At 70.0% G+C, this 22872-nt stretch carries 18 protein-coding genes; 11 read left to right on the forward strand and 7 right to left on the reverse strand.

Translation table 11 applies throughout. The features are described 5' to 3' along the window. A partial coding sequence (locus WMJ97_RS03200; RefSeq protein ID WP_347347518.1) for a hypothetical protein occupies positions 1–1134 on the reverse strand: 1134 nt, incomplete at its 3' end. Between the two features lie 9 nt (positions 1135–1143). Beyond that, positions 1144–1767: a Wzz/FepE/Etk N-terminal domain-containing protein gene (locus WMJ97_RS03205; protein WP_347347519.1), complete on the reverse strand. Its 624-nt coding sequence runs from the start codon at positions 1765–1767 to the stop codon at positions 1144–1146. Positions 1768–2044: 277 nt separating this feature from the next. Between WMJ97_RS03205 and WMJ97_RS03210 the strand changes: the two genes are divergently transcribed. From WMJ97_RS03210 to WMJ97_RS03220, 3 genes are read left to right on the forward strand one after another with little or no spacing between them, the layout of a single operon-like run. Beyond that, positions 2045–3292 (forward strand): hypothetical protein, encoded by a 1248-nt coding sequence (locus WMJ97_RS03210; protein ID WP_347347520.1) that lies wholly within the window; start codon positions 2045–2047, stop codon positions 3290–3292. 19 nt (positions 3293–3311) lie between these two features. Further along, positions 3312–4454, forward strand: a complete 1143-nt coding sequence (locus WMJ97_RS03215) for a glycosyltransferase (RefSeq protein WP_347347521.1) — start codon at positions 3312–3314, stop codon at positions 4452–4454. Further along, a complete protein-coding gene (locus WMJ97_RS03220) occupies positions 4455–5705 on the forward strand; it encodes a hypothetical protein (RefSeq protein WP_347347522.1) in 1251 nt (416 codons plus the stop codon). Here the strand turns inward: WMJ97_RS03220 and WMJ97_RS03225 are convergent. Together WMJ97_RS03225 and WMJ97_RS03230 are read right to left on the reverse strand one after the other, a co-directional pair. Further along, a complete protein-coding gene (locus WMJ97_RS03225) occupies positions 5678–7087 on the reverse strand; it encodes a hypothetical protein (protein WP_347347523.1) in 1410 nt (469 codons plus the stop codon). The genes WMJ97_RS03220 and WMJ97_RS03225 overlap by 28 nt on opposite strands. Before the next feature lie 342 nt (positions 7088–7429). After that, on the reverse strand, positions 7430–9838 hold the full coding sequence (locus WMJ97_RS03230; protein ID WP_347347524.1) for a hypothetical protein: 2409 nt from the start codon (positions 9836–9838) through the stop codon (positions 7430–7432). Positions 9839–10075: 237 nt separating this feature from the next. Here WMJ97_RS03230 and WMJ97_RS03235 point away from each other — a divergent pair, with 237 nt between their 5' ends. The 6 genes from WMJ97_RS03235 (at position 10076) to WMJ97_RS03260 (ending at position 16143) form a co-directional block, all read left to right on the forward strand. Further along, the gene (locus WMJ97_RS03235; protein ID WP_347347525.1) at positions 10076–11185 is read left to right on the forward strand and encodes a hypothetical protein; all 1110 of its coding nucleotides are present in this window, start codon (positions 10076–10078) and stop codon (positions 11183–11185) included. A 63-nt stretch (positions 11186–11248) separates the two neighbouring features. Then, complete coding sequence (locus WMJ97_RS03240; RefSeq protein ID WP_347347526.1) at positions 11249–12553, forward strand: FAD-dependent oxidoreductase; 1305 nt, start codon at positions 11249–11251, stop codon at positions 12551–12553. Next, positions 12553–13557, forward strand: a complete 1005-nt coding sequence (locus WMJ97_RS03245) for a polysaccharide deacetylase family protein (RefSeq protein WP_347347527.1) — start codon at positions 12553–12555, stop codon at positions 13555–13557. Before WMJ97_RS03240 ends, WMJ97_RS03245 begins: the two co-directional genes overlap by 1 nt. Beyond that, the gene (gene wecB / locus WMJ97_RS03250) at positions 13557–14669 is read left to right on the forward strand and encodes a UDP-N-acetylglucosamine 2-epimerase (non-hydrolyzing) (RefSeq protein WP_347347528.1); all 1113 of its coding nucleotides are present in this window, start codon (positions 13557–13559) and stop codon (positions 14667–14669) included. The genes WMJ97_RS03245 and wecB overlap by 1 nt, the downstream gene beginning before the upstream one ends. Continuing rightward, on the forward strand, positions 14666–15496 hold the full coding sequence (locus WMJ97_RS03255; protein ID WP_347347529.1) for a hypothetical protein: 831 nt from the start codon (positions 14666–14668) through the stop codon (positions 15494–15496). Before wecB ends, WMJ97_RS03255 begins: the two co-directional genes overlap by 4 nt. Further along, on the forward strand, positions 15493–16143 hold the full coding sequence (locus tag WMJ97_RS03260; RefSeq protein ID WP_347347530.1) for a class I SAM-dependent methyltransferase: 651 nt from the start codon (positions 15493–15495) through the stop codon (positions 16141–16143). Before WMJ97_RS03255 ends, WMJ97_RS03260 begins: the two co-directional genes overlap by 4 nt. A gap of 58 nt (positions 16144–16201) precedes the next feature. On the opposite strand, the gene WMJ97_RS03265 is transcribed toward WMJ97_RS03260, so the two are convergent. The 3 genes from WMJ97_RS03265 to WMJ97_RS03275 form a co-directional block, all read right to left on the reverse strand. Next, entirely contained in the window at positions 16202–17371 is a 1170-nt protein-coding gene (locus WMJ97_RS03265) for a glycosyltransferase (RefSeq protein ID WP_347347531.1), read from the reverse strand. Positions 17372–17440: 69 nt separating this feature from the next. Continuing rightward, complete coding sequence (locus WMJ97_RS03270) at positions 17441–18532, reverse strand: DegT/DnrJ/EryC1/StrS family aminotransferase (protein ID WP_347347532.1); 1092 nt, start codon at positions 18530–18532, stop codon at positions 17441–17443. Next, complete coding sequence (locus WMJ97_RS03275; RefSeq protein ID WP_347347533.1) at positions 18529–19122, reverse strand: acyltransferase; 594 nt, start codon at positions 19120–19122, stop codon at positions 18529–18531. The genes WMJ97_RS03270 and WMJ97_RS03275 overlap by 4 nt, the downstream gene beginning before the upstream one ends. Before the next feature lie 257 nt (positions 19123–19379). Between WMJ97_RS03275 and ptsP the strand changes: the two genes are divergently transcribed. Continuing rightward, entirely contained in the window at positions 19380–21914 is a 2535-nt protein-coding gene (ptsP, locus tag WMJ97_RS03280; protein WP_347347534.1) for a phosphoenolpyruvate--protein phosphotransferase, read from the forward strand. A 60-nt stretch (positions 21915–21974) separates the two neighbouring features. Continuing rightward, a complete protein-coding gene (locus WMJ97_RS03285) occupies positions 21975–22790 on the forward strand; it encodes a transglutaminase family protein (RefSeq protein WP_347347535.1) in 816 nt (271 codons plus the stop codon). Positions 22791–22872: the final 82 nt, after the last annotated feature.

The following is a 22872-nucleotide window of genomic DNA, read 5'->3' on the forward strand; positions in this document are numbered from 1 at the left end:
GCGCGCGACCGCCCGGGTGTTGTACTGCGTGATCTGCACCATGGTGAGCAGCGACAGCCCGAGTTGGCCGACGAGGAAGGGCAGCAGCAGGAGAGGAACCGTCCGAGCGGCAGAGTTGAGCGCGATGCGAATGACGAGCCCCCAGAGGAAGGTGCATAAGAGGAGAGCGGGCGGGCCAAAACTCGCGAATTCGCCGAGCATCGAATAGGGGATGTACTCGTGCACTCGCATTGATTCCATGATGCGGTCCCAGCCGGCAGCATCCCCCGGCATGGGGTTGAGCGAAATCATCATGTCCGACACTGTGATCCCCGGAACTTTTGCGGTGTAGAGAAGTAACGGAATCGTGAAGCCCGTATTCTCGGCCGCTGCAAGAAGTGACGAGCTCAGATAGTTTGACTGGGAGATCATTTCTGTGAGTGCCGCAGAATAGGGCAGAATTCCGTGAGCCGCTAACCCGCGTGAGAACAGGGGGATCGGCAGCGCAAGCAATCCGAAGACTGCTGCGCCGAGCCAGGAAAGGGCGCCAATCCGCGCGCCGCCCAGGAATCGTCCGAGCACGAAGAGTGCCAAAGTTCCGGCGAAAACCCGAGTGGCCGACCCGAACATGATGGTCCCCGTCATGACCATGAGGAGCGTGCCAAACACTGGGCGGCGGGTGCTCACGACCCCGCTGGCGAGGAGGGTCACCGGCAACAACACGTTCGCGAGTGACGCGACCGACTGGGGCATCGCCCAGGAGAGATACTCCGGTGCCCACCATAGGTAGCTGCCTTTTGCTGCCAGGTTTACCGCGATGCCGGCGATCGCGACACTCACCCATAGTGGAAACAGACGAGCGACGGGTTCGCGCACGCGGAGTGTGAGTTGGTTCAGCGGCATCCGTCCGCTCAGCGGGAAAACGAGAGCGATCGCAAGCCCCCCGAGGGCCCAAGGCACCAGGTGGGCGGCGCCGTCGCGTGAGTACGCGGACCAAACCGGTACGAAGGGAGTGGCTTCAGTAAAGGTGGTGTGACGCACGTAGTAGTCCGCCCCGACCCAGTTGAGGAGGAGAAGCAGAAAGAGCCCCACGATCGGTAACTGATCGACGGACAGCCCTCCCCGGGCCTGCTCCTCGTTGGTTGGCTCCAACATCAGCTGTTCCTATGTGCGACTGCTGCTCCGGCGTCGCGGACGTGCCAACTCCGACACGCGGACGGCCGTGACACTCAACGCAAGCCCGATCACGGCCCCGATCAGGGCGGCGATCACGGGCGATGCTTGACCGTGTGAGACTCCGTCACCCGCCCCTTGGATCACCGCGACGTCGACGATAGATCCGCGTCCTTGGGGAGCGGGCGATACCTCGCGAATGGCAGTGGTGAGAGACGAGATCACGCTGTCGGCGATCGTGACAGCACGATCCCTGTCGGGGTCCTGGGCGGTGATGGAGATGATGGCTGAGTTCGTGGGCACATCGACCGTGATCTTCGAATCGAGGCGCTCGTCGGATCCGACGTTCAGCCGATCCCGAACCGGAGTCAACACCTTCGCGGTGGTCGCGAGGCTTCGAAAGGTCTCCATACGCGTCTGAATGTAGGTGCTCGTAGCCGAAAGATCGGACCGGGCGGCTGACGCGCTGGGGTTGATGATTAAGGAGGCCGTCGCCGAGTAGTCGGTGTTGGCGCGGGCCGCAATCCCGCCTCCGAGGATCGCGCCTGCGACCGTCATCGCCAAGACGATGGGCCAGCGCCTCACGACGATCCGGATGATGTCAGCGAAGGTCACGATGCGCCTCCCAGGCAGGAGCGTCGATTGATCGCGCAATGGCTGCGTGAATCCATGGGGTGTCCTCTCCCTGCCAGCTTGCAGAGCCGCGGAGGGTGTCGGGAGCGTGGTCGGGGTTGAGTCTAGCCGCCCGCTTGGTGGTCACCGGGCTGTGAGTTCATCTGCGCGATTGGGGTACTCTCTCAGCGTTCGACGATGCACCCAGATTGGGTTGCGCCGGACTCTAGGACCCGACCCGATGAAACCGGCCTGTGAGCCGTCGAATGCAGAGGCCTGCGTGAAGCTGATCCCCTCCACTGTGCAGCGTGTTGTCAGGTCGCGGAACGGTGCCCTCCTGGTCGACACCGGTCTCTCTGCGCTCATGGGCATCGTGGTCGTTGTGCTGGCCGCGCGCTCGCTGGGGGCGGGCCAGTTGGACCGCTTCTCCGTGGCCCAACTACTCGTCGTGACGGTCGTCGGAATCGTGCGGGCATCAATCTACGGTCCTGCGATGGCAGCCCAACGAACGACGGGCCGCGCGGTCATCCCTCCGCGCTGGATCGTGACGGTCTCGGTGCCGGTGGCGGCTGGAATCGCCCTATCGTTCGGACCGGTGGTGAACTCCGGCGGCGGTGCGCTCGTCCCCTGGATCCTCTGCCTGTTCGTGACATGCACGATCGCGTTGATGCTCGATGCCACCCGGTCGGCCTTGTTGTCGCGAGAGCTTGTCGCCGGGGCGATCGTTGCGGATGCCTGTGCATTGGTGTTCCTGGGATCGCTCTTCGCCCTCGGGTTCTTTCACGGATCGGAGTTCCGCACGTTGTATGGCTGGGCGGTCGCGTTGTTCGGAGCCCTCCTTATCGCGATCGGCTACTTGCTCGCGAAGAAGAGGGGTGGCGAGGATGTTCAGCAGCAGAGCCTTCGCGAGACCTGGAAACTTGGCCGTTGGGCGGCACTCGACAGTTCTCTGGCCGCCGTGGGAAGCCTCCTTCCGATCTTCGTGGCCGCTCTCGTCGTGGGTGGGGGATCTGCCGGGGTTTACCGAACATTACAGACCGCGCTCGGGCCGCTTAATATCATTCACACCACGGTCATTACCAGCTTCAGTCTGGATGCCTGGCAAGCCGCGGACACGCACGGCTTGCAGCGTCTGGGACGTAGGGTGCGGCGGTTGACACTGGTGATGATTGGCATGAGTGGGCTCTATGTGGGCGCCGGGCTCCCTGTTATGGGTTGGGTCGCGGGTCTCCATGATCCTGATCTAGGGCGCATCATGATCGTGGTGGGGATCGCTGCGGTGATGGGGGCGGCCACGACAGCTCCGAACGCGGGAGCGCTCGCACTTGGGTACCACAAGGCGGGCGCGCTGATCCGTGGGACCGTGTTGGTCCTGTCCGTGGTGATCAGCCTTCCGCAGTCAGTTCACACCTGGGTTCCATGGAGCGACGCGATCGGCACGACGATGTTTATGAGCGCACTGTTGGCGCTGGCTGGATGGACGGTTGCCTATCGGCGTGCGATGAGCGTAGTGACGAGACCAGCGTGAATAGGACGAGGCAGACCTCATGAGGATGGTGAGTAGGGTGCAAACCGACGTTCGGGGGAGAAAGAGGAAGGCGCGTGTGCTGTGGGTGACCAACCTGGCGGCCCCCTACCGGCTGCCCGTCTGGAGAAGGTTGGCGGAGGAGGTCGACCTTCAAGTGGAGTTGCTGGAGCCCCGCGAGCGTCTCGCGGTTGACGAGGGCGCCAACCGAGGCAGCGACTGGGTGCCTGGAGACGCAGGATTCCCCGTTCGTGAGGCGCGAACCGCGCGGATCAAGCGTGGCGAGGGACGGTACTACTTCCTGAGTGACCCGCGGACCCTTCGACGGCTGGCGACAGCGGATGCGGTCGTCCTCGGGGGGTGGGAATCGCCCGCCTACTGGCAACTCCTCTTCGCCGCCAAGGCTTTACGGAAGAGGACCATCGGGTTCTATGAGAGCACTCTGGCAACGCAGGGCTTCGCGACGGGGCCAATAGCGTGGGCGCGGCGCTGGTTTTTTGCAAGGCTCGACGGAGTCGTGGTCCCAGGGCCGGCAGCGGCGCAGGCCGTCGAGACTATGGGTGTGGATGCCGCTCGAATCCACGTGGGATTCAATGCGGTGGACTCCGCACGCTTTGCGCAGGTGCGTCACGCGCCCGGTCGAGAGAACGCGCACCGGTTCATCTACGTGGGGCAGTTGATTCCTCGAAAGGAAGTGGGATCGCTCCTGCAGGCGTTCGCGGACGCGGCTGAGCCCCAGGACGTTCTGCGCATCATCGGGCGGGGAGCGTTGGAGTCCGATCTCCGCTCGCTGGCGTCCCGTCTCGGGATCGCCGGGCGTGTCTCATGGGAGAGCTTCGTCCCGAACAGCGACATGCCAGCGGAGTTCGCCCGGGCCGACACCCTGGTCCTCCCCTCGTCCGAGGAGGTCTGGGGGCTCGTCGTCAATGAGGCGCTTGCCGCCGGCCTCCAGGTGGTCGTCACCCAGAACTGCGGCGTGGTTCCGTCCGTCCGGGACATGGAGGGGGTTTTCATCGCCTCCGGTCCTGCTGACCTCGGGCCATCCCTCAGGCGCGCACGGGCGCAGTACAGCGGGCGGATCGCGGAACCGGAGATTCTCGAACACACTCCTGAGGAGTTCGCGGAGACTTTTAGACATGCGATCATTCAGACTGGCGGCGAGTAGGTGAAGACCGGCATGTTCTCGACCCTTCGGCGGCTTGGTCTCGTCTGGATCATCCCTGCCGCGCTGGGTGTGGTGAACATCGTCACGACGGTCAGGAATGCGACACCTCTCACGCAGCCGTGGCAGGATTCGAACGGTGTCCTCCTCGACTTTCGAGATTTGGTTGTCCTCCCTGGCCGCTTTCTGATTGCCGGCGGAAATCCTTACGACCCGGCGCTCTATCTCGCCGCTAACCCGTGGGCGCAGGAGTTTGATCCCTACTTGCCGAGTTGGCTGCTGATTTCGATCGCAATCGGGTGGCTCCCCTTGGCCGCGTCGGCCCTTGTCTACTTGGTGGCGGTGTGTGCGCTCAGCTTCGCGACATGCAAGATGCTGGCCCGATGGATCTCGCCCGCGCAGGCTTGGTGGCTTGGCCCAGCGATCGCGTCGTGGGGTCAGATCTGGTTTCCAATGCGTGTCTTGGGCAGTTCTTTCATATGCGTCTGCGGGTTCGCGCTCCTCATGTGGCAGCTCGCGAAGGGGGCCGATCGCCGATCGAGTTGGTTTGGAGCGGTGGGCCTCGCGGTGCTGGTGATCAAACCGCAACTCGGCGTGCCGGTTGCGCTGTTCCTTCTCGCATACGGTCTTTGGCAGTTGGTCTTACGCGCAATCGTGGTGCAGGTAGCCGCCTCGTTGCCAACCATGGTCGCCTGCACTATCGCGGCTGGCGGGCCCGCTCAGTTCGTCGACTCGATCATCCGCGATGTCCAGCACGCGTCGTCCGGGGCCTCTCCGACAGGACTGGGGATCAGCGAGAGTTTCAGGACGGATGTGGCAGGGCTGTACACGCGGGTCGTGGGGGAAGTGCCCGGGGTGTGGCTGTATGCCGTGGTTGTCACGGTTTTTGTCGGGTTGTTGGTCTTCGTAGCTCTCGTGAAGCCTCGTCAGGAGCTGCTCCCCGCGATCGTCGTCATGGGCGTCTACCTCTTGCCCGTCAACCTGAGCTATGACATCGCCCTCATGATCGTTCCCGCGGCGGCGGCAGCCGCCCTGTTGGTGCGACACAAAGACGTCCACACCTTGATTCTCGTCGTGCTCACGGCGATACCGATCGCCCACCTCCACCGCATCACACTTGCCCTGGGTCTTGATAAGACCCCGGCGGACGTTGCTGACGTGGCATGCGTTTTCTTAGCGGGAGCGTGGGCGGCGTTTCTGAGCATGCGAACCCGCGGGACCGCCTATCAGTCGAGCCAGATCGGGTCGGAATAACCCACGCGTTCGTCGTTGGTGATGACGCGGCCCACCAAGAAACCGGTCGAAGGCGCGGATACGTCCTGGGGGCCCACGATAGTGGGGGTCACGGACCTTCCTGCGAACGTGTGTCGTGCTTCGTCGTAGGCGCGTCCTGCCTCCCTCGTATTGAGCAGTAGATCGAGGAAGCGTGCACGTCCAGCGGGGGAAGCCACCGTGGCGCTACCCGTACCTGCTGCTGTCGTCAGGCCCACCGGTTGTTCTATCGCGCGGTGGGCAGGGACCGAATACCAATCCTGGCGATCCCTCCCGGCCTGCTCCGCGTTGAGGTACAGCAAGATGGGAGCGCCTGTCACGTGTGCTATTGGCGAGCCTGCGATGGTTGCGACACTGCGGGGACGCAGGAAGGTCGGCCGGCCCTGAGCAACGTGCGCGTCCACGGCGACGTTTGCCGTGGCGGCCCCGCACGAGTTGGGTGGGACGACAGCGTGCACTTCGTTTCCGACTGGCTTTCCCGTCGCATCGACAAGACCGACCGTCACGTCGACCGGAGTGTCTCCTGGATTGATCACCAAGGCTTCGGCGCGTGCGGCCTGACCGGGCCATGCGTGCGAGACGCTGCTGGAGTAGAGGCGCGGCGATGTCACGGTCCGTGCGATGCCGCGAAACCTCTCGGCGTAGAACCGATTGATGTCTTGCCGCGTGTGATTCCAATTGCTACTCGGCTTGATGTCAGTCTGTTCGACGACGTCGTTCCAGGTGATTGCGACAGTCCAGGGAATGCCGGCCTCCAGGTTCCTGCGCCACAGCTCGCGAAAACGGCTCGTGCCGCCGGGATCGACCAGGCCTCCCTGAGACGTTTCGCGGTTGTAGCCGGGCATCAAACTCCCCACGAGCGGCAGCCCGTTCCGGGCAACGAACGGGACCATCGATGGCCAGATCTCCAAGAGATGGTCGTCGAATACCCACGTGGCGTCCAGCGAACTCAGGTACGGACGGAGCGGGGCCTCGAGAAGGCGCCCGCCCGTCTGGCTACTATCCGGCTGAAGGTCACCGATGAGAAAGATGCCGGGCGAATCCTCCGCGAGCTGTGCACGAATGCTGGTCCAGTCGGTGGCGGACAGTTCCCGTGGGGCGAATGTGAAGACAACCAGCTTGTCTTGGACTCTGGCGGCGGCTGGGTGAGACTGGGCCGCAGCCGTGTACTGCCGCACCATGCGCACGAAGCCCTGGGGCGTGGTGGGGGCAATGCAGGGCGCGACAATGAAGCGATCGCGGGATCGACCGGGCGTCCAGGTGCGGTCTGCTTCAGCAATCCAGTCCAGCACGAAGTCGGAGCCAGAGCTACCCGCGCTCTCGAGGATCAGGACTTGCAGCGCCGTGAAGCCGGCTTCTAGCAACCGCGCCAATCCGGACGATGGCCGTGCCGGCGCAGCATGGTCTCCGCTTACCAGATCCAGCGGGAACGCGGCTCCGTAGGGGGGCGACCCAGGCTCGACGTAATCGGGGAGCCCGTAGGGCACCAAATGTGCCCAGACTTGACGTGTCTGAAAGGGGGAGGGTGGGACGCGGGGCGGATCTGGGGGGGCTGGGACCGTGCACGCGGCGAGGCTGAGGCCGCCCGCGACGGCCCCGAGCCCCAGCAGCCGCCGACGCGAGATGGTGCGCACAAGAATTCCTAGCCTTGGTGAACTCCACCAGCGTAGTCATAGCCGGTAGCGGCCTCAGATTCCGTGGTTGGATCACCGGCCCAAGACGACGGCGTCCACGACGACCTCGGGCCGCGCGGTCGTGCCCTGGGCGAGCAGCCGGAACCCGTGGCGTCCCCAGGCGACGTTCGCGGTGGCCAGCAGACGGCGGCGTCCGACGGTGGGGGCGTACGTGTCGACCGTCGTCACGTACGCGCCGTCGACGTAGAGCGCCGCCTTGCCGCCGCGGGGACCGACCGAGCCGTAGAGGCGGACCTGGTCCGTCCACTGGGGCCCGTACGACCAGGTCGGGCCGGTCGTGTGGCTCGCGCGGGACGTCCGCAGGTAGGTGTCGTTGCCCTGCACCGAGACCCAGCGGCCGCCCCACGTGCCGCACTCGCGTTCGTCGCAGGCGAAGGAAGTGCGCGTCCAGGACGACCAGGCGCCGAGGCGTCCGTCGGAACTGCGGGCCCGCGCCCGGAACTCGACCGTCGCCCCGGACGCCCCCGCGTACGTCTGGCTCCGGGCGACCGTCGCGGTGAGCCAGGGGGTGGCCGCGCCCGCGGTCCGGGTGCCGTCGGCGGCCACCGTGATGGGTCGCACCTCCACGTCGTACTGCAGCCCGGACGCCGCCGCGACCGGCGCCCAGGAGACCTGCGCCGCCCGGGCCGGGCCCGCCTCAATGTCGTAGCGGGGCGCTGTGACGACGACGCCGGGCAGCGGGGCGGTAGGGGCGTCCGCCTGATCCGGACGCACCGGCAGCGAGTAGCCGACGCGCTCGTCTCCGTCGATGACCCGGCCCACGTAGAAGCCCTGAGCTGCCGGCTTCACGACCTGACCGCCGGAGATGGTGCGTTGCCCGATCGAGACCGCGGCCGAGACGCTCCGCACGTCGTAGCCGCGCGCCGCCTCGCGGGTGTTCTGCAGGACGTCCACGAACCGCGCGGCCGTCCCCAGATCGGACGTCACCGTGGCCGTCGCCCCGCCGGTCGCGACCGCCTGCCGGTTGGTGAGCGCGATCCGGACGCCCGCCGGCAACGCCTTCGCCGCCGGGATCGAGTAGTAGCCGCGCCGCAGCTGGGACGCCGTGACGTCCGCGCTCGTGTAGAGCACGATCGGCGCGCTGCGCACCGACTGGACGATCGCCCCAGCGGCCGTGGTCGTGGTCGTCTCCGCCCACACCGTGGTGTTCGCCGCGCCCGACGGGACCGTCCACCGCGGGGTCGCGTCCCCATCCGCTCCGGGCGCCACCGTGGCCGTGGCGGTCGCCAGGGTGGCGCCGGAGGCGTCCAGCAGGCGCGTGGTGACCTGCACCGGCGCGGAGCCGCCGTTCAGCACGAGGCCCTCGGCCTCGACGGACTGACCGACGACCCCGAACGTCGGAGTCGTCGCGTACAACTCGGGACGCGGCTTCGGGAAGGCCTCGCCGCGCAGCTTCGCACCGAAGAACGCGTTGATGTCCTGGCGGGTGATGTTCCAGTTGCTGTTGGCCTTGATGTCGTGGTGCTCGACGGTGTCGTTCCAGGAGACGATGTTCACCCAGCGCAGGGCCGCGTCCAGGTGCTGATGCCACAGATTCCGGAAGCTCTTGGTCGCGCGGGCGTCCACGAAGCCGCCGTCCGCGGACGTCTCCCGGTTGTAGCCCGGGATCACGCCGCCGATGAAGGTCTTGCCCTTGCCGCTCAGGTAGGCGTTCGCCTGGCGAAAGACCGTTTCCGCGCCGTCGTCGAACATCCAGAACGCATCGAACGAGGGGAGATAAGGGTCGATCAGGCTGGTCGGAATCTGATTTCCGTGCTGGCTGCTGTCGGATTGGATATCCCCCAGCAGGAACACCGAAATCCCGGCCGCCGCGAGCTTGGAGCGCACCGTTGCCCAGTCCGAGGCCGCCATGGACCTGATCGCGTAGACGAACACGATCGGACGCCCCTGCGACGAGCGAGCCGCCGAGCGATGCCCGGGGATTCCGGCGACGTACTCCTTGATCATCCGGACGGCCCCGTCGGGCGTCCACACCAGCAGGCAGGGCGCGATGGCGAAGTTGTTCTTCGGGTCGGTATCGGCCCACAGCGGGTCGGCTTCCTTCATCCAGGAATCGACGAAGTCGGTGCCCTTGTTGACGCCCTCGATCTGGAAGATCTGCATCCCGTTCAACCCTGCCTGCCGGGCCCGCGGCACCCCGGACGTCGGCCGTGGTGCGGCTTCCCAATCGCCCGGAATCAGGTCCAGCGGGAACTGGTCGCCGTAGGGAGAGGCCCCGCGTTCGGTGTAGTCGGGTAGGCCGTGGGGGATCATGTGGGCCCAGACCATCGTTCCGGGCAGCGAATCGGTCGTGGCAGCGGACGCCTGCTGCGGCGGCAGCGAGCCGGTGACGCTGACGGTCAAGGCGAGCGCGAGCGCGGCCACCGCGGACGCGAGACGGAGGACGGCGCTGCTGCGGCCGTCTCGGAGGTGAGGGACCACCGGCGAAACCCTTTCGGCTGGGGAGCGTTGGGGGCGGCGACTCCGACGCAGAACGTAGCACTTAAGCGACATGGTGTCGCTATCAAGGAACCACTCACTTGTTCAGTTTTCTTTCCGCAAGCGCGGGCGCGCCCTTTGTTTTGCCGGTGATGCAATTCACGTGTCGCTATGGCGGCGCCAGGAATCGGGTCATATGCTCATTTCGACTTATGTTTGACCGTTGTTGAGGGGGATTCGATGAAGGTTTCTGCGTTTCGCTGGGGGACCGGACTGTCGGTCGCGGCGCTGTTGCTGAGTGGTGCGAGCCTTGCAACCCAGGCGGACGCCACGCCGCGCACCCTCTACACCAGCCAGCGCGTGTCGCCCGCCGGGACGTCCGACGCGCGCGTCCACGACTTGAACGACCGCGGGGACGTCGTCGGCCAGTCGGCGTCCGGGCCGTGGGTGTCCGTGCGTGGCCGGCGCGGCGCGCTGCTCCCGACCAAGGACGCCGCGGGCACCGTGTTCGACGTCGCCCAGTCGGCGATCCGGGTCGGGCCGGACGGCAGCATCGCGGCCGGCGCGGCCTTTGTGTCGGGCCCCGACCCGACGATCTCCGCGTACCGGACGGGGGCCCTGCTGCGCTGGGCCACGGCGTCCGCGACCCCGGTCGGGCTGATCAAGCCCGCGACCCCGCCGCCCCTGCGCCGCGGAACCTGGATCTCTGTGGCCGGCATCGACCGCAGCGGCACCATCGCGGCGAACCGCGACTACGCCGGATACGTGAAGGCGGGCACGCGCGTCTCGCCCGCGGGCGTCGAGACCCGCCTGGACGCCTACGACAGCCCGAACGGCTACCTGTTCGCCGACATCGCGGCGACCGGCCGCGTGGTCGGCCGCGGCTCTCTGCACCTGCCCGGCGACGAGCCGTCGACGCGCGCGTTCACGGTCGACGGGCAGACCGTCGCCCCGCTGACCACGCCCGGCGACCCCTCCCCGACGCCGGTGGCCATCGCGCCGCAGGGACGCCGCATCGTCGGGACGTCCGCCGACCTCGGCGCCACGCTCTGGACCGATCGCTCGGCCTCCCGGCTCTCGGGCGCCCCGCAGGGCTTCACGCCAGTCGGCGTGAACGACCAGGGTGACGTCGTCGGCACCGTCGACGCGAGCGGGCAGGTGCGAGCGGTCCTCGTCCGGGCCGGGCGGGCCGAGCACCTCACGCGCGTGATCGGGCTGCGCGGCGCCGACTCCGTGTGCGGCGTGGGCGGCATCAACGACCGCGGCCAGATCGCCGTGGACATCTGCCGGGCGTCCGGGGAACGCTACTCCGCGCTGCTGACGCCGCGCTCGGGCTGGCACCGCCGCTGAGCGTCCCGGACGCCGCCCTCCGCGGCGGCGTAGCCTGGGGCGTCCGTGGGGGGAAGGAAGATCGTGATCATTGTCGGCGGGGGCGTGTCGGGGCTGCGGTTGGCGTTGGCCGGGCTGGAGCGGGGCGAGGACGTCACGCTCGTCGAGGGGCGGGCCGACCTGGGCGGCCTCACCAGCACGCAGGCGCTCGAGGTGGGCGACGAGACGGTGCGGGTGGACCGCTTCTACCACGTGATCATGGAGTCCGACACGACGGTCCGGGCGCTGCTGGACGACCTGGGCCTCGCCGACCGCGTCCTCTGGACGTCCGCCCCCGCCGAACTCATCGCCGACGGGACGCCGTATCCGGCGTCCAGCATCGTGCAGATGGCGATGCTTCCCGCGCTCGAACTCGCCGACCGCGCGCGCATCGGGGCGTCGCTCGCGGCGTCCCTGGCCCTGCCGCTGAGCCTGGCCGACCGGACGACGTCGGCGTCCTGGCTACGCCGAACGGCCGGCGCGAGCGCCTACAAGAACTTCTGGGGGCCGATCCTGCGCGCCAAGCTGGGCACGCAGGCCGACCGGGTGTCGGCGTCCTTCATCGTGTCGACCTTCCGGCGGCTCATCCAGGCTCGGCTGAAGGGGGAGGGCGACCGGTTCGGCGTCCTGCCGGGCGGCTACGAGCCCGTCTTCGCGGCCATGCGCGAGCGGTTCGTCGCCCAGGGTGGACGCCTGCTCACCGGTTCTCCCGTGACGACCGTCGAGCGTGAACCCGGCCCCGGCCACCCGGTGCGGGTGAGTCTCGCCGACGGCACGACGCTCGAATCCGACGAGGTGTTTCTCACGACGCCGGGCCCCGTCACCACCCGGATCGTGCCGCAGCTCACCGCCCGCGAACGCAGCCAGCTCACGAGCCAGCCGTACCTCGGCGTGGTCTGCGGGGTGTTTCTGCTCGACACTCCGCCGAACGACTCCTACATCACCTACCTCGTCGACGATGTCGGACTCACCGGCGTGATCGGCATGCACGCCCTGCTGCCGCCCGAGCGCACCGGCGGCGGCTACCTCGTGTATCTGCCGCACTACTGCGCGTCCGACGACCCGTGGTTCGGCGAGGACGACGACGTGCTCGCCGACCGCCTCGTCGTCGCGATGCGCCGCTGCTTCCCCGGCTACTCCGGACGCGTGCTGGCGGGCGCGGTCAACAAGGCCCCCTACGTCGTCCCGCTGCCCCTGCCGCGCGCCGAGCCGCCGCTGCCGTACGAGACGTCGATCCCCGGCGTGCGGGTCGTGTCGACCGCCCAGAACCGGACGGGCACGCTCAACGTCGAAGGCTCGCTTAAAATGGCCGACGCCGCTCTCACCACCCTCGGGGGTCAGGACCACTGATGAAATCCCACGCAAAGACCGTCGCCAGCGTCTCTCTGGACGCCGACAACCTCTGGTCGTACAAACGCACGCACGGCGACGCCGACTGGGTCGAGCGCCCCTCGTACCTCATGGCCCTCGCCGGCCGCATGCAGGAGTTCTTCGCCGCCCACGCGCTGCACCCGACCGTCATGGTCGTCGGGTCGGACGCGGCGGCCGCCGACGGCCCCGAGTTCGTCTCGGCGCTGCTCGAGATGGGCTGCGAGGTCGGCAACCACAGCTACGAGCACGAGCCGTGGCTGCACCTGTACAGCCCGCACGAGCTCCGCGACGAGCTGAAACGCAGCGAGGACGCCATCGTGGCCGCCGGCGCCCCGAAGCCCCGCGGCCTCCGCGCCCCCGGGTTCTCGATGTCGCCCGACCTCATGCGCGCGCTGGTCGAGCTCGACTACGACTACGACTGCTCGGTGCTGGCCACGTGGATCGGCCCGTTCGCGCGGCAGTACTACCTGCGCACGAACAAAGACCTGACGGCCGAGGAGCGCGAGCAGCGCAAGGGCCTGTTCGGCGCGCTCTCCGACGTCGCGCTGCCCAACAAGGGCTTCGCCTGGAAGGCGGCCACCGACGACGGGCGTCCGATCTCGTTGACGGAGATCCCGGTGACGGTGTTCCCGATGGCCCGCGTCCCGATGCACGCCAGCTACGTCATCTACCTGTCTGGCTACTCGATGCCGGTCGCGAAGGCGTACGTCAAGGCCGCGTTCGCGGCCTGCCGGCTCACGGGCACGCAGCCGAGCCTGCTGCTTCACCCGCTCGATCTCCTGGACGCCGGCGACGCCCCCGGCCTGCAGTTCTTCCCCGGCATGAACCTGCCGCTGTCGCGCAAGCGCGAGGTGCTCGACTTCATCCTCACCGAGATGACGTCCCACTTCGACGTCGTGAACCTCGCCGAGCACGCCCGCCGCACGGCGGCGTCCGCGACGGCCGAGCGGCACGTCGACGTCCTCGCGCGCGGGCGCGAGTGATGGCGGACGCCGCGCAGGACGCCGATCAGATCCTCCTCGTCATGGGCACCCGGCCCGAGGCCATCAAGCTGGCCGGGCTCGCGCGGGCGCTCGGCGAGCGCGGGCGGGTGCTGCACACCGGGCAGCATTACGACCGGGAGATGTGGGGCGACGTGCTGGCCGACCTGGCCGGCGTCTCCGTCGCCGAGCACGTGTCCGTGGGCGGCCGCAGCCGCGGCGAGCAGATCGGCGACGCCACGACCGCCCTCACCCGCTACCTCGCCGGCCATCCCGCGCGGGCGGTCGTCGTCCAGGGCGACACCAACTCCACGCTCGCCGGGGCGCTGGCCGCGTCGGCGTCCGGGGTGCCGGTGGTGCACGTCGAGGCGGGCCTGCGCAGCCACGACCGGCGGATGCCCGAGGAGCTCAACCGCGTCCTCACCGACGCCGTCGCCGACCTCTGCTGCGCGCCGATCGAGGCCAACGCCGCGCAACTGCGGTCGGAGGGCGTGGCCGGCGACCGCATCCTCGTCACGGGCAACACCCTCGCGGACGCCCTCGGCGTCCTGGCCGCGACGCCCGCGGAGTCGGCGTCCGCGCTCGAGCGGCACGGCGTCCGGGCGGGAGAGTACGTGCTCGCGACCGTCCATCGCGCCGGCACCGTCGACGACCCGGACGCCCTCGCCGGGCTCGTCCGCGGGTTCGCCGCGCTGGCCGAGCACGCGGACGTCCTGCTGCCGCTACACCCCCGCACCGCGTCCCGGCTGGCCGCCTTCGGCCTGTCGGACGCCCTCGGTCGCGTCCGCCGCACCGCGCCCCTCCCGCCGAAGGACTTCATGGCGCTGGAGGCGTCCGCGGGGCTGATCGTCTCCGACTCAGGCGGCGTGCAGGAGGAGGCGTGCCTCTTCCGCCGGCCGCTGCTCGTGGTCCGCGATTCCACCGAGCGCCCCGAGTTGCTCGACGGCTGGTGCCGCCTGCTCGGCGACGCCGAGCCCGCCGCGGCCATGCTGCAGGCGTGGTCGGACGCCCCCGGCTGGGCCGCGTCCCTGGCCGCGCGACCGCTGCCGTACGGCGAGGGTGACGCGAGCGCACGCATCCTGGCCGAGATCGATCGGCGCTGGCCGGCCGCATGACCGTCCTCAGCGGCCTGCTGCTCGTCGCCGGCGTCCTGGCCTACGGCGTCGCCGGCGCGAAGCTGCACAGCGGCTCGCGCGCGGAGGGGAGCGCGCTGAGGTCGGGCCAGTGGTGGCTCGGGACGTCGCTGCAGGCCGTCGGTTTCCTGTTCACCCTGGTCGCGCGGCGGGCGCTGCCGCTGCTGCTCGTGCAGGCCGTCACGAGCGCGGGCCTCGCGGTCACCGCCGTGTACGAGCACCTGACCGGCGTGCGGCGGCTCTCGGCCCGCACCGCGTCCCTGATCGGGCTGGTGGTCGTGTCGCTGGCGGTGGTGGCGACGGCGTCCGAGACGGGGCCGTCGGTCGCGATCGAGCCCGTGCATCTGGCCCTGCTGGTCGTCGGCGCGGTCGTGGCGGGGGCGCTGTGGTTCGTCCGGATGCCGCCGCTGCTGTCGGGCGCGTTCGCCGGGTGGGGCTACTCGGTGGGCGCGATCGGGGCGAGGCTCGTCATGGGCGACCCGGCGCACCCGCCGTGGGTGTTCTGGCAGTTGCCGTGGCAGAACTGGGCGGCGGGCGTCCTGACGGTCGGGGCGATCGTGCTCGGCCAGATGCACCTCACGCGCGGGCTCTCCGCGCCGGACGCCGCCCCCGTGCTGGCGGCGATGTACTTCCTCGAGGTGTGCCTGCCCGCGGCCGTCGGGCTGACCCTGCTGGGCGAGTGGCCGCGGCCGGGGATGGCCTGGCCGATGGCCCTCGGCGCGGCCGTCGCCCTGGGGGGTACGCTGACCCTCGCATTTCGGTTGCAACCTCACGAGGAGGGTGCAGCGGCGGGGAGACCACACACGTGAATCTGCTGCCCAAGGGGCTGCTCGTCAAGACGAGCGAACTCGACCAGGCGCCCTGGTCGTACGCGCGGGGGCCGTTGGGCATCGCGTCCCGGGCCCGCTTCCATCTCGTGCTGGCCGCGCTGCGCCGGCTCGAACGACAACCCGACCGCCGCCTGGTCGAGGTCGGCTACGGCAGCGGGCTGTTCCTGCCCGAACTCGCCCGGCAGTGCGACACGCTGCTCGGCATCGACGTGCACCCGCACGCCGCTGCCGTGGCGGCGGCCCTGCGCCGGGTCGGGGTGGACGCCGACCTTCGGCAAGGGTCGGTCGAATCGCTGCCGCTGCCGGACGCCTCCGTCGACGTCGCCGTCGTCGTCAGCGCCCTGGAGTTCGTCGACGACATCCACGCCGCCGCCCGCGAGCTCGCCCGCGTCCTGCGGCCCGGCGGAGCGCTCGTCGTCGTGACGCCCGGCCAGGGGCGGCTGCTCGATCTCGGTCTGACGGTGCTGACGGGCGAGAACCCCGAGGACACGTTCCAGGGGCGGCGCGGCACCATCCTGCCCGCCCTGCGCGCCGTGCTGCGCGAGGAGGCGGTCACGACGTTTCCGCCGCGATGGTTGCCGCTGATGCCACGCCTGTACACCTGCAGCCTGCTGCGCAAGGGGTAGGCCGCCGAGCGAGAGGGCGGAACGCGGCTGCGGTCACGCCGGACGCCGGTGCGCGTCCCTAGTCGGCGTCCCCCTCGGAGCGGTGGGCCGCGGGGGTGACGTCGTCCGATCCGGCGCCCGCGGCGTCCGGATCGACCCACTCGGCGTCCAGTGAGAGGTTGCCCTGTTTGGCGCCGGTCGCCTCGTCGTCGCGCCGGACGCGCGCGGGCTGCGGGACGCGGTGCGTGACGATCGGCGTCCGCACCGGCTCGACGCCGGCGACGCGCTTCAGGCCGAAGCCGAGGTTGTACAACTCCTCGAAGTACCGCTTCGCCTGGAGGCTCATCAGCGACATGACCAGCAGCGACACGCACAGCACCGCCGACGCGACGGCGACGCCGTTCCAGCCGAGATGCCCCGTCAGCGTCAGGACGACCGCGATCAGCCCGAAGAACAGCCCCGGGACCAGCGGCACCCAATAGGCCCGCCACAGGTAGCCGTTGATGAGCTGCCGGTAGGTCGTGAGCCGGCTCGTCGTGGAGGTCAGCGAGCCGCGCGCCACGCGTGTCTCGAGGCCGGCCCACGACAGCGTCGCCGGGACCTCCTCGATGCGCGCCCGCAGAATCTGGGCCTTGTAGATGATCTCGACCATGACGTCCGCGCCCTCGGCCTTCAGCGACAGCGACCGGATGAACGGCCCGTCGTACGCCCGCACCATGCCGGTCAGCGTCTTGACGTCGTGGTAGGCCGCGAAGTTCAGGAACCGGTTCGCCGCCCGGCTGCGCACCTCCAGCGCGTGCGGAACGCGCTCGGTCGCCCCGCCCTCCATGTACGGCGACGCGATCACGATGTGCGGGTGGCTCACCAGCCACGTGTCGATGAGCCGCTCGATGTCGCCGACGCTGTAGCTGAGGTCGCAGTCCACCGCGATCACGACGTCGCCCCGAGACGCCTGGATGCCCGTCCGCATGCCCGCGCCCAGGCCGGCGTTGCGCCGGTGGCGCAACAGCCGGACCGGCGTCCCGATGCCGGACGCCGCCCGCGTCGCCTCGCCGGCCGTGTCGTCGTCGGAGCCGTCGTCGATGACGATGATCTCCCAGTCGAGTTCGGGCTTGCTGCGGGCGAGCTCGTCCAGCGCCGCGATCGTGCGCGCGACGGTCGCCTCCTCCCGGAAACACGGGATCACGAATGACCCCAGCAGCCTCTCGCCGGACGCGTCGCTCAAAGAGTCGCCTGCGTTGGGCACCATGCGGTTCTCCCCCTAGATCCGTTGGTGTTGCTCAAGATAGTCCGATCGGCGGCGGGAACGCCGCGCGCGTCAGCCGCCCGCCCGTGCCAGGGCGTTCACGGCCGTCACAATACGCTCCAACTCCGCCGGACCGACGCTCGGATGCACCGGCAGCGACAGGCATTGCGCGGCCGCGGCGTCCGTCTGGGGCAGGTCGGCGTCCGCGGAGGCGAAGGGTGCGAGCCGGTGAACCGGCACCGGGTAGAACGCCCCTGACCCGATCGCGTACTCGCTCTTCAGCGCGGCGGCGAAGCCGTCGCGGTCGTCCGGGACGCGCACCGTGTACTGGTGGAAGACGTGCACCGCGCCCTCGGCCACGGCGGGCGTCCGGACGCCCGCCAGGTTCGCCGACAGGAACGCCGCATTCTCGCGCCGCCGCTCGTTCCAGGCGAGCACCTTCGTGAGCTGGACGCGCCCGATCGCCGCGTGGATGTTCGTCATCCGGTTGTTCAGGCCCACCAGCTCGTTGTGGTACTGCTGCAGCATGCCCTGGTTGCGCAGGAGCTGGACCGTCCGGACCGTGTCGGCGTCCGCGCACGCGACCATCCCGCCCTCGCCCGACGTCATGTTCTTCGTCGGGTACAGCGAGAACATGCCGAAGCGTCCCCACGTGCCTACCGGACGCCCGCCGAGCGTCGCGCCGTGCGCCTGCGCGGCGTCCTCGAACACCTGGACGCCGCGGCGCTCCGCGAGCGCCGCGAACGCGGGCATCGCGGCCGGATGGCCGTAGAGGTGTACCGGCAGGACGCCCTTGGTGCGGTCGGTGATCGCCGCCTCCGCGGACGCCGGGTCGAGACAGAACGTCGCGGGATCGATGTCGGCGAAGACCGGCGTCGCCCCGGTGAGCGCGACCGCGTTCGCCGTCGCCGCGAAGGTGAAGCTCGGGACGACGACCTCGTCCCCCGGCCCCACCCCGGCGGCCAGCAGGCCCAGGTGCAGCCCCGACGTCCCGGAGTTCACGGCGACGCACCCGCGCCCCAGCTCGAAGGTCTCGGCGAACTCGCGCTCGAAGTCGGCGACCTCGGTGCCCTGCGCGAGCATGCCCGAGCGCAGGACGCGCTCGACAGCCGCCACCTCCTCGTCGCCGATGAGCGGTTTCGCCGGTGGGATGAAGTCGGTCACTGCCCCTCCTGCAGGGTTCCGTCGGTCTCGGTGTAGCGGGCGCCGGTCTCGGGGCAGACCCAGGCGCCGTCGTCCGCGCGCTCCAGCCGGACGCCCGCGCGCCCGACCCAGCCGATCTGCCGGGCCGGAGTGCCGGCGACGAGCGCGAAGTCGGGCACGTCGCGCACCACGACCGCCCCGGCGGCCACCATCGCCCACCGCCCGATCGTGACGGGCGCCACGCACACCGCCCGCGCCCCCACGGACGCCCCCTCGCGGCAGGTGACGCCCACGGCGTCCCAGTCGTCGCCGCGCTTGAGCTGCCCGTCGGGCGTGATCGAGCGCGGGTGGAGGTCGTTGGTGAAGACCGCAGCCGGCCCGACGAAGACCCCGTCGGCCAGCTCGGCGGGCTCGTAGACAAGGGCGTAATTCTGCAGCTTGCAGTGGCGTCCCATGCGGACGCCCGTCCCGACGTAGGCCCCCCGCCCCACGATGCAGCCGTCGCCCAGCACAGCCCCGCCGCGGACCTGCGCGAGGTGCCAGACGGCGACCCCGTCCCCCAGGACGGCGGTTTCGTCGACGTCGGCGCTCGCGTGCACACGCGCGCTCATGTGAAATCCCCCCTTGGGAGGGCCAAACCCTCCGAGGAGGCCAGCGTAGGCCGTCCGCCGGCGGGTCCGGGCCGGTTGAGACGGCGGATACCCCTGGTGCCGACGGGTGTTACCGAGTGCGGCGGGCCGCCCGGGACGGGGTGCCGGACGCCGTCCCCGGCGATCTTCGCGTCCGGCTGTCCGGGTGGGCGAAACCCGCTAGTGTCGGGCTCCCGAGGCGCGGGGACGCCCGCCCGGCACGCTGAGGAGGACGCCCGATGCCCGACGGCAGCCGCCTCACCCTCAGGGCCCCCGTGACCGGCGTGCTCGTGCCGCTGGAGCGTGTGCCCGACCCGGTGTTCGCCCGGCACATGGTGGGCGACGGGGTGTCGCTCGACCCGCTCGGCGGCCGCCTGGTGGCGCCGTGCGACGGCGAGGTGACCCAGGTGCACGCCTCGCATCACGCGGTGACGATCACGCATGCGTCCGGGGTGGAGGTGCTGCTGCACGTCGGCCTCGACACGGTCTCTCTGCTCGGCCGGGGTTTCACGCCGCACGTCGCCCTCGGCGACCGGGTGCGCGCCGGGGATCTGCTGCTCGAGTTCGACCTCGACCGCGTCGCGTCGGCGGCCCGCAGCCTGCTGACGCAGATGGTCGTCCCGACGATGGATCTCGTCACCCAGGTCATCCCGCACACCGGCACCGTCCGGGAGGGACGCGACGTAGCGGCCGAGCTGGTGCTGGCCGTGCGCGAGCGGCGTCCGGAGGCCGGGGCGTCCCGGCGGGCGGCGGTCTCGGAGTCGATCCTCGTCCCGAACCCCGCCGGCCTGCACGCCCGGCCCGCGGCCCTGCTGGCCGCGCTGGCGAAGCGGTTCGAGAGCAAGATCCTGCTGCAGCACGAGGGCGAGTCGGCGAATGCGAAGTCGCTGACCGCGATCCTGGCGCTGGCCGTCGGGGGCGGCGACAAGGTCGTCGTCTCCGCGCACGGCCCCGACGCCGCGGACGCGGTGGCGCACCTGGCCGGCGCGCTCGCCGAGGGGCTGGGGGAGGGCGCCGGGGAGGCGTCCGCGGTGGAGGGCGTGGGCGTCCCGGACGGTGACGGGGTGCCGGCCCCGCTCGAGGCGGGGGTCTTCGCGGGCGTCCCGGCGTCGCCGGGCGTCGCCGAGGGGACGATCGTCCAGGTGCGTCGCGACGACGTGGCCGTGCCGGCCGACGCGTCCGACAAGCATGAAGAGCGCCGGCTGCTGAACGCCGCCCTCGACCGCGCCGACCTGCACCTGCGCGCCCTCGCCGACTCGCTCGCCGAGCAGACCGACGCCGGTCACGCCGGCATCGTCGCCGCCCATGCTGAGTTTCTGTCCGACCCCGAGCTGCTCGATCTCGCGACGAGCGCCATCGACGCGGGACGCTCGGCGCCCTTCGCCTGGCGGGCCGCCTACGAGGCCTACGCCGACCGGCTCGCGGGGCGGCCGAATCCGGTGCTGGCGAGCCGGGCCGCCGACGTCCGGGACGCCGGGCTCCGCGTCCTGCGCGAGTTGACCGGCCACCGCATGGGGCGCCAGGACCTGCCCCTCGGGGCGATCCTGGTGGCCGAGGACCTGACCCCGTCCGACGCGGCGTCCCTCGACCGGACGCGGGTCGCGGGCTTCGCGACCACCAAGGGCGGGTCCTCCTCGCACGTGGCGATGCTGGCGCGCTCGCTCGACATCCCGTCGATCGCGGGGATCGACCCGCGCGTGCTCGACCTGCCCGAGGGGACACCGGCGATCCTGGACGGCTTCCGCGGCGTCGTCCGCATCGACCCCTCGCCCGACGAGCGCGTCCGCGTCACCGAGCGCCGACGCCGGCTCGCCGAGCGCCGCGAGCGCGAGCTCGCCGAGGCGTTCGAGCCCGCCCTGACCACCGACGGACACCGCGTCGGCGTCGTCGCCAACATCGGCAGCCCCCAGGACGCTCGGGACGCCGCGGCGCACGGCGCCGACGGCGTCGGTCTGCTGCGGTCGGAGTTTCTCTTCTTCGGACGCCCCACCGCCCCCGGCGAAGACGAGCAGGCCGCGCTCTACGCCGAGGTCGCAGGCACGCTGGACCCGGGGCAGCCGCTCGTGATCCGGACCCTCGACGTCGGCGGCGACAAGCGACTGCCCTACCTCCCGATGCCGCGGGAGGAGAATCCGTCCCTCGGCGAGCGCGGCATCCGGGTGGGCCTCGCCCGGCCCGAGATCCTGCGGACTCAGGTGCGGGCGATCCTGCGGGCGGCGTCCGCGGGAGCGCGGCTGCGGATGATGTTCCCGATGATCGCCACCCTGCGCGACTTCCGGCGCGCCCGCGAACTCGTCGAGGGGGAGCGCCGCTCGCTGGGGGCATCGCCTGTGCCGATCGGGATCATGGTCGAGGTGCCGTCGGTCGCCCTCCTCGCCGACCGGTTCGCCGAGGAGGCCGACTTCTTCTCGATCGGCACGAACGACCTCACGCAGTACACCCTCGCGATGGATCGTGGGCACCCCAAGCTGGCCCCCCAGGTCGACGGGTTGGACCCGGCGGTCCTGCGGCTCATCGCGGACGCCGTCCGCGCGGCCCACGAGCGCGACCGGTGGGTGGGCATCTGCGGGGGGCTGGGGGCCGATCCGCAGGCCGTGCCGGTGCTGGTCGGGCTGGGCGTGGACGAGCTGTCGGTGACGGGGCCGACCGTCCCGGCGGTCAAAAGCCAGGTGCGCGAGCTGTCGTTCGGTCAGTGCCAAGAGCTCGCCCAGCGGGCTCTGCGATGCGACGCGGACGAGGGCGTCCGGCGCTTGATCCCGGCGGAAGAAATGTAGGACACCAGGGGCTACGCTGAGCCCTTTCCGGACCACCATCCCGACCTCGAAAGGGGGCACGTGGACACCCGTCTGCTCCAGCTCGGCTGCCACCTGCGGTACTCGTCGCAACTGCCCACGGCGGCCGTTTTCCAGTTCGTCCCGAAGCGGGATCCGCGCATCGTCTTCGACGAGGAGAGTCTCGACGTCAGCGAGGGCGTCGACCTGCACGAGTATCACGACCTGCACGGGAACCTCTGCCACCGGCTGGTGCTGCAGACCGGGGTGACCGAGGTGGTCTACACGGTGCGCGCGGCGGTGCCCGACGCGGAGGATCCGCGGGATCCGGACGCCCGCGAACTCGCGCCGGGGGACCTGCCCGACGAGGCGCTGGTCTTCACGATGCCGAGCCGGTTCGTGACGTCGGACGTGCTGTCGGGGCAGGCCTGGAAGCTGTTCGGGCAGCACGAGCCGGGCATGGCGCGGGTCGAGGCGATCAGTGGGTGGACGAAGAACTACCTCACCTACGTCACCGGCGCGTCCCACTCACGGTGGACGGCCCTGGATTCGTTCACGTCCGGAATCGGTGTGTGCCGCGACTTCGCGCACCTGATGATCACGATGTGCCGGGCGCTGAACATCCCGGCGCGCTACTGCGCCGGGTACCTGCCCGACATGGACGTGCCGCCGATCCCGACGCCCATGGACTTCCACGCCTGGGTCGAGGTGTACCTCGAGGGCGGCTGGTGGACCTTCGACCCGCGCCACGACCGCCGGCGCAAGGGGCGCGTGAAGGTCGGCCACGGTCGGGACGCGCTCGACGTGGCGTTCGCCACGACCTACGGCGGCCCCTGGCTGCAATACTTCACCGTGACCGCCGAGGAGATCGTGGGCTGAGCGGCCTTCTTGGCCGGGGCCGGTCTCCTGCCCCGTGGGGGAGCGGCTGGTTTTCTGGGGTCTGCGTGCGGCGGCGTCTCGG

This window comes from Nigerium sp., from assembly GCF_039811905.1.
Classification (GTDB): domain Bacteria; phylum Actinomycetota; class Actinomycetes; order Propionibacteriales; family Propionibacteriaceae; genus Propioniciclava.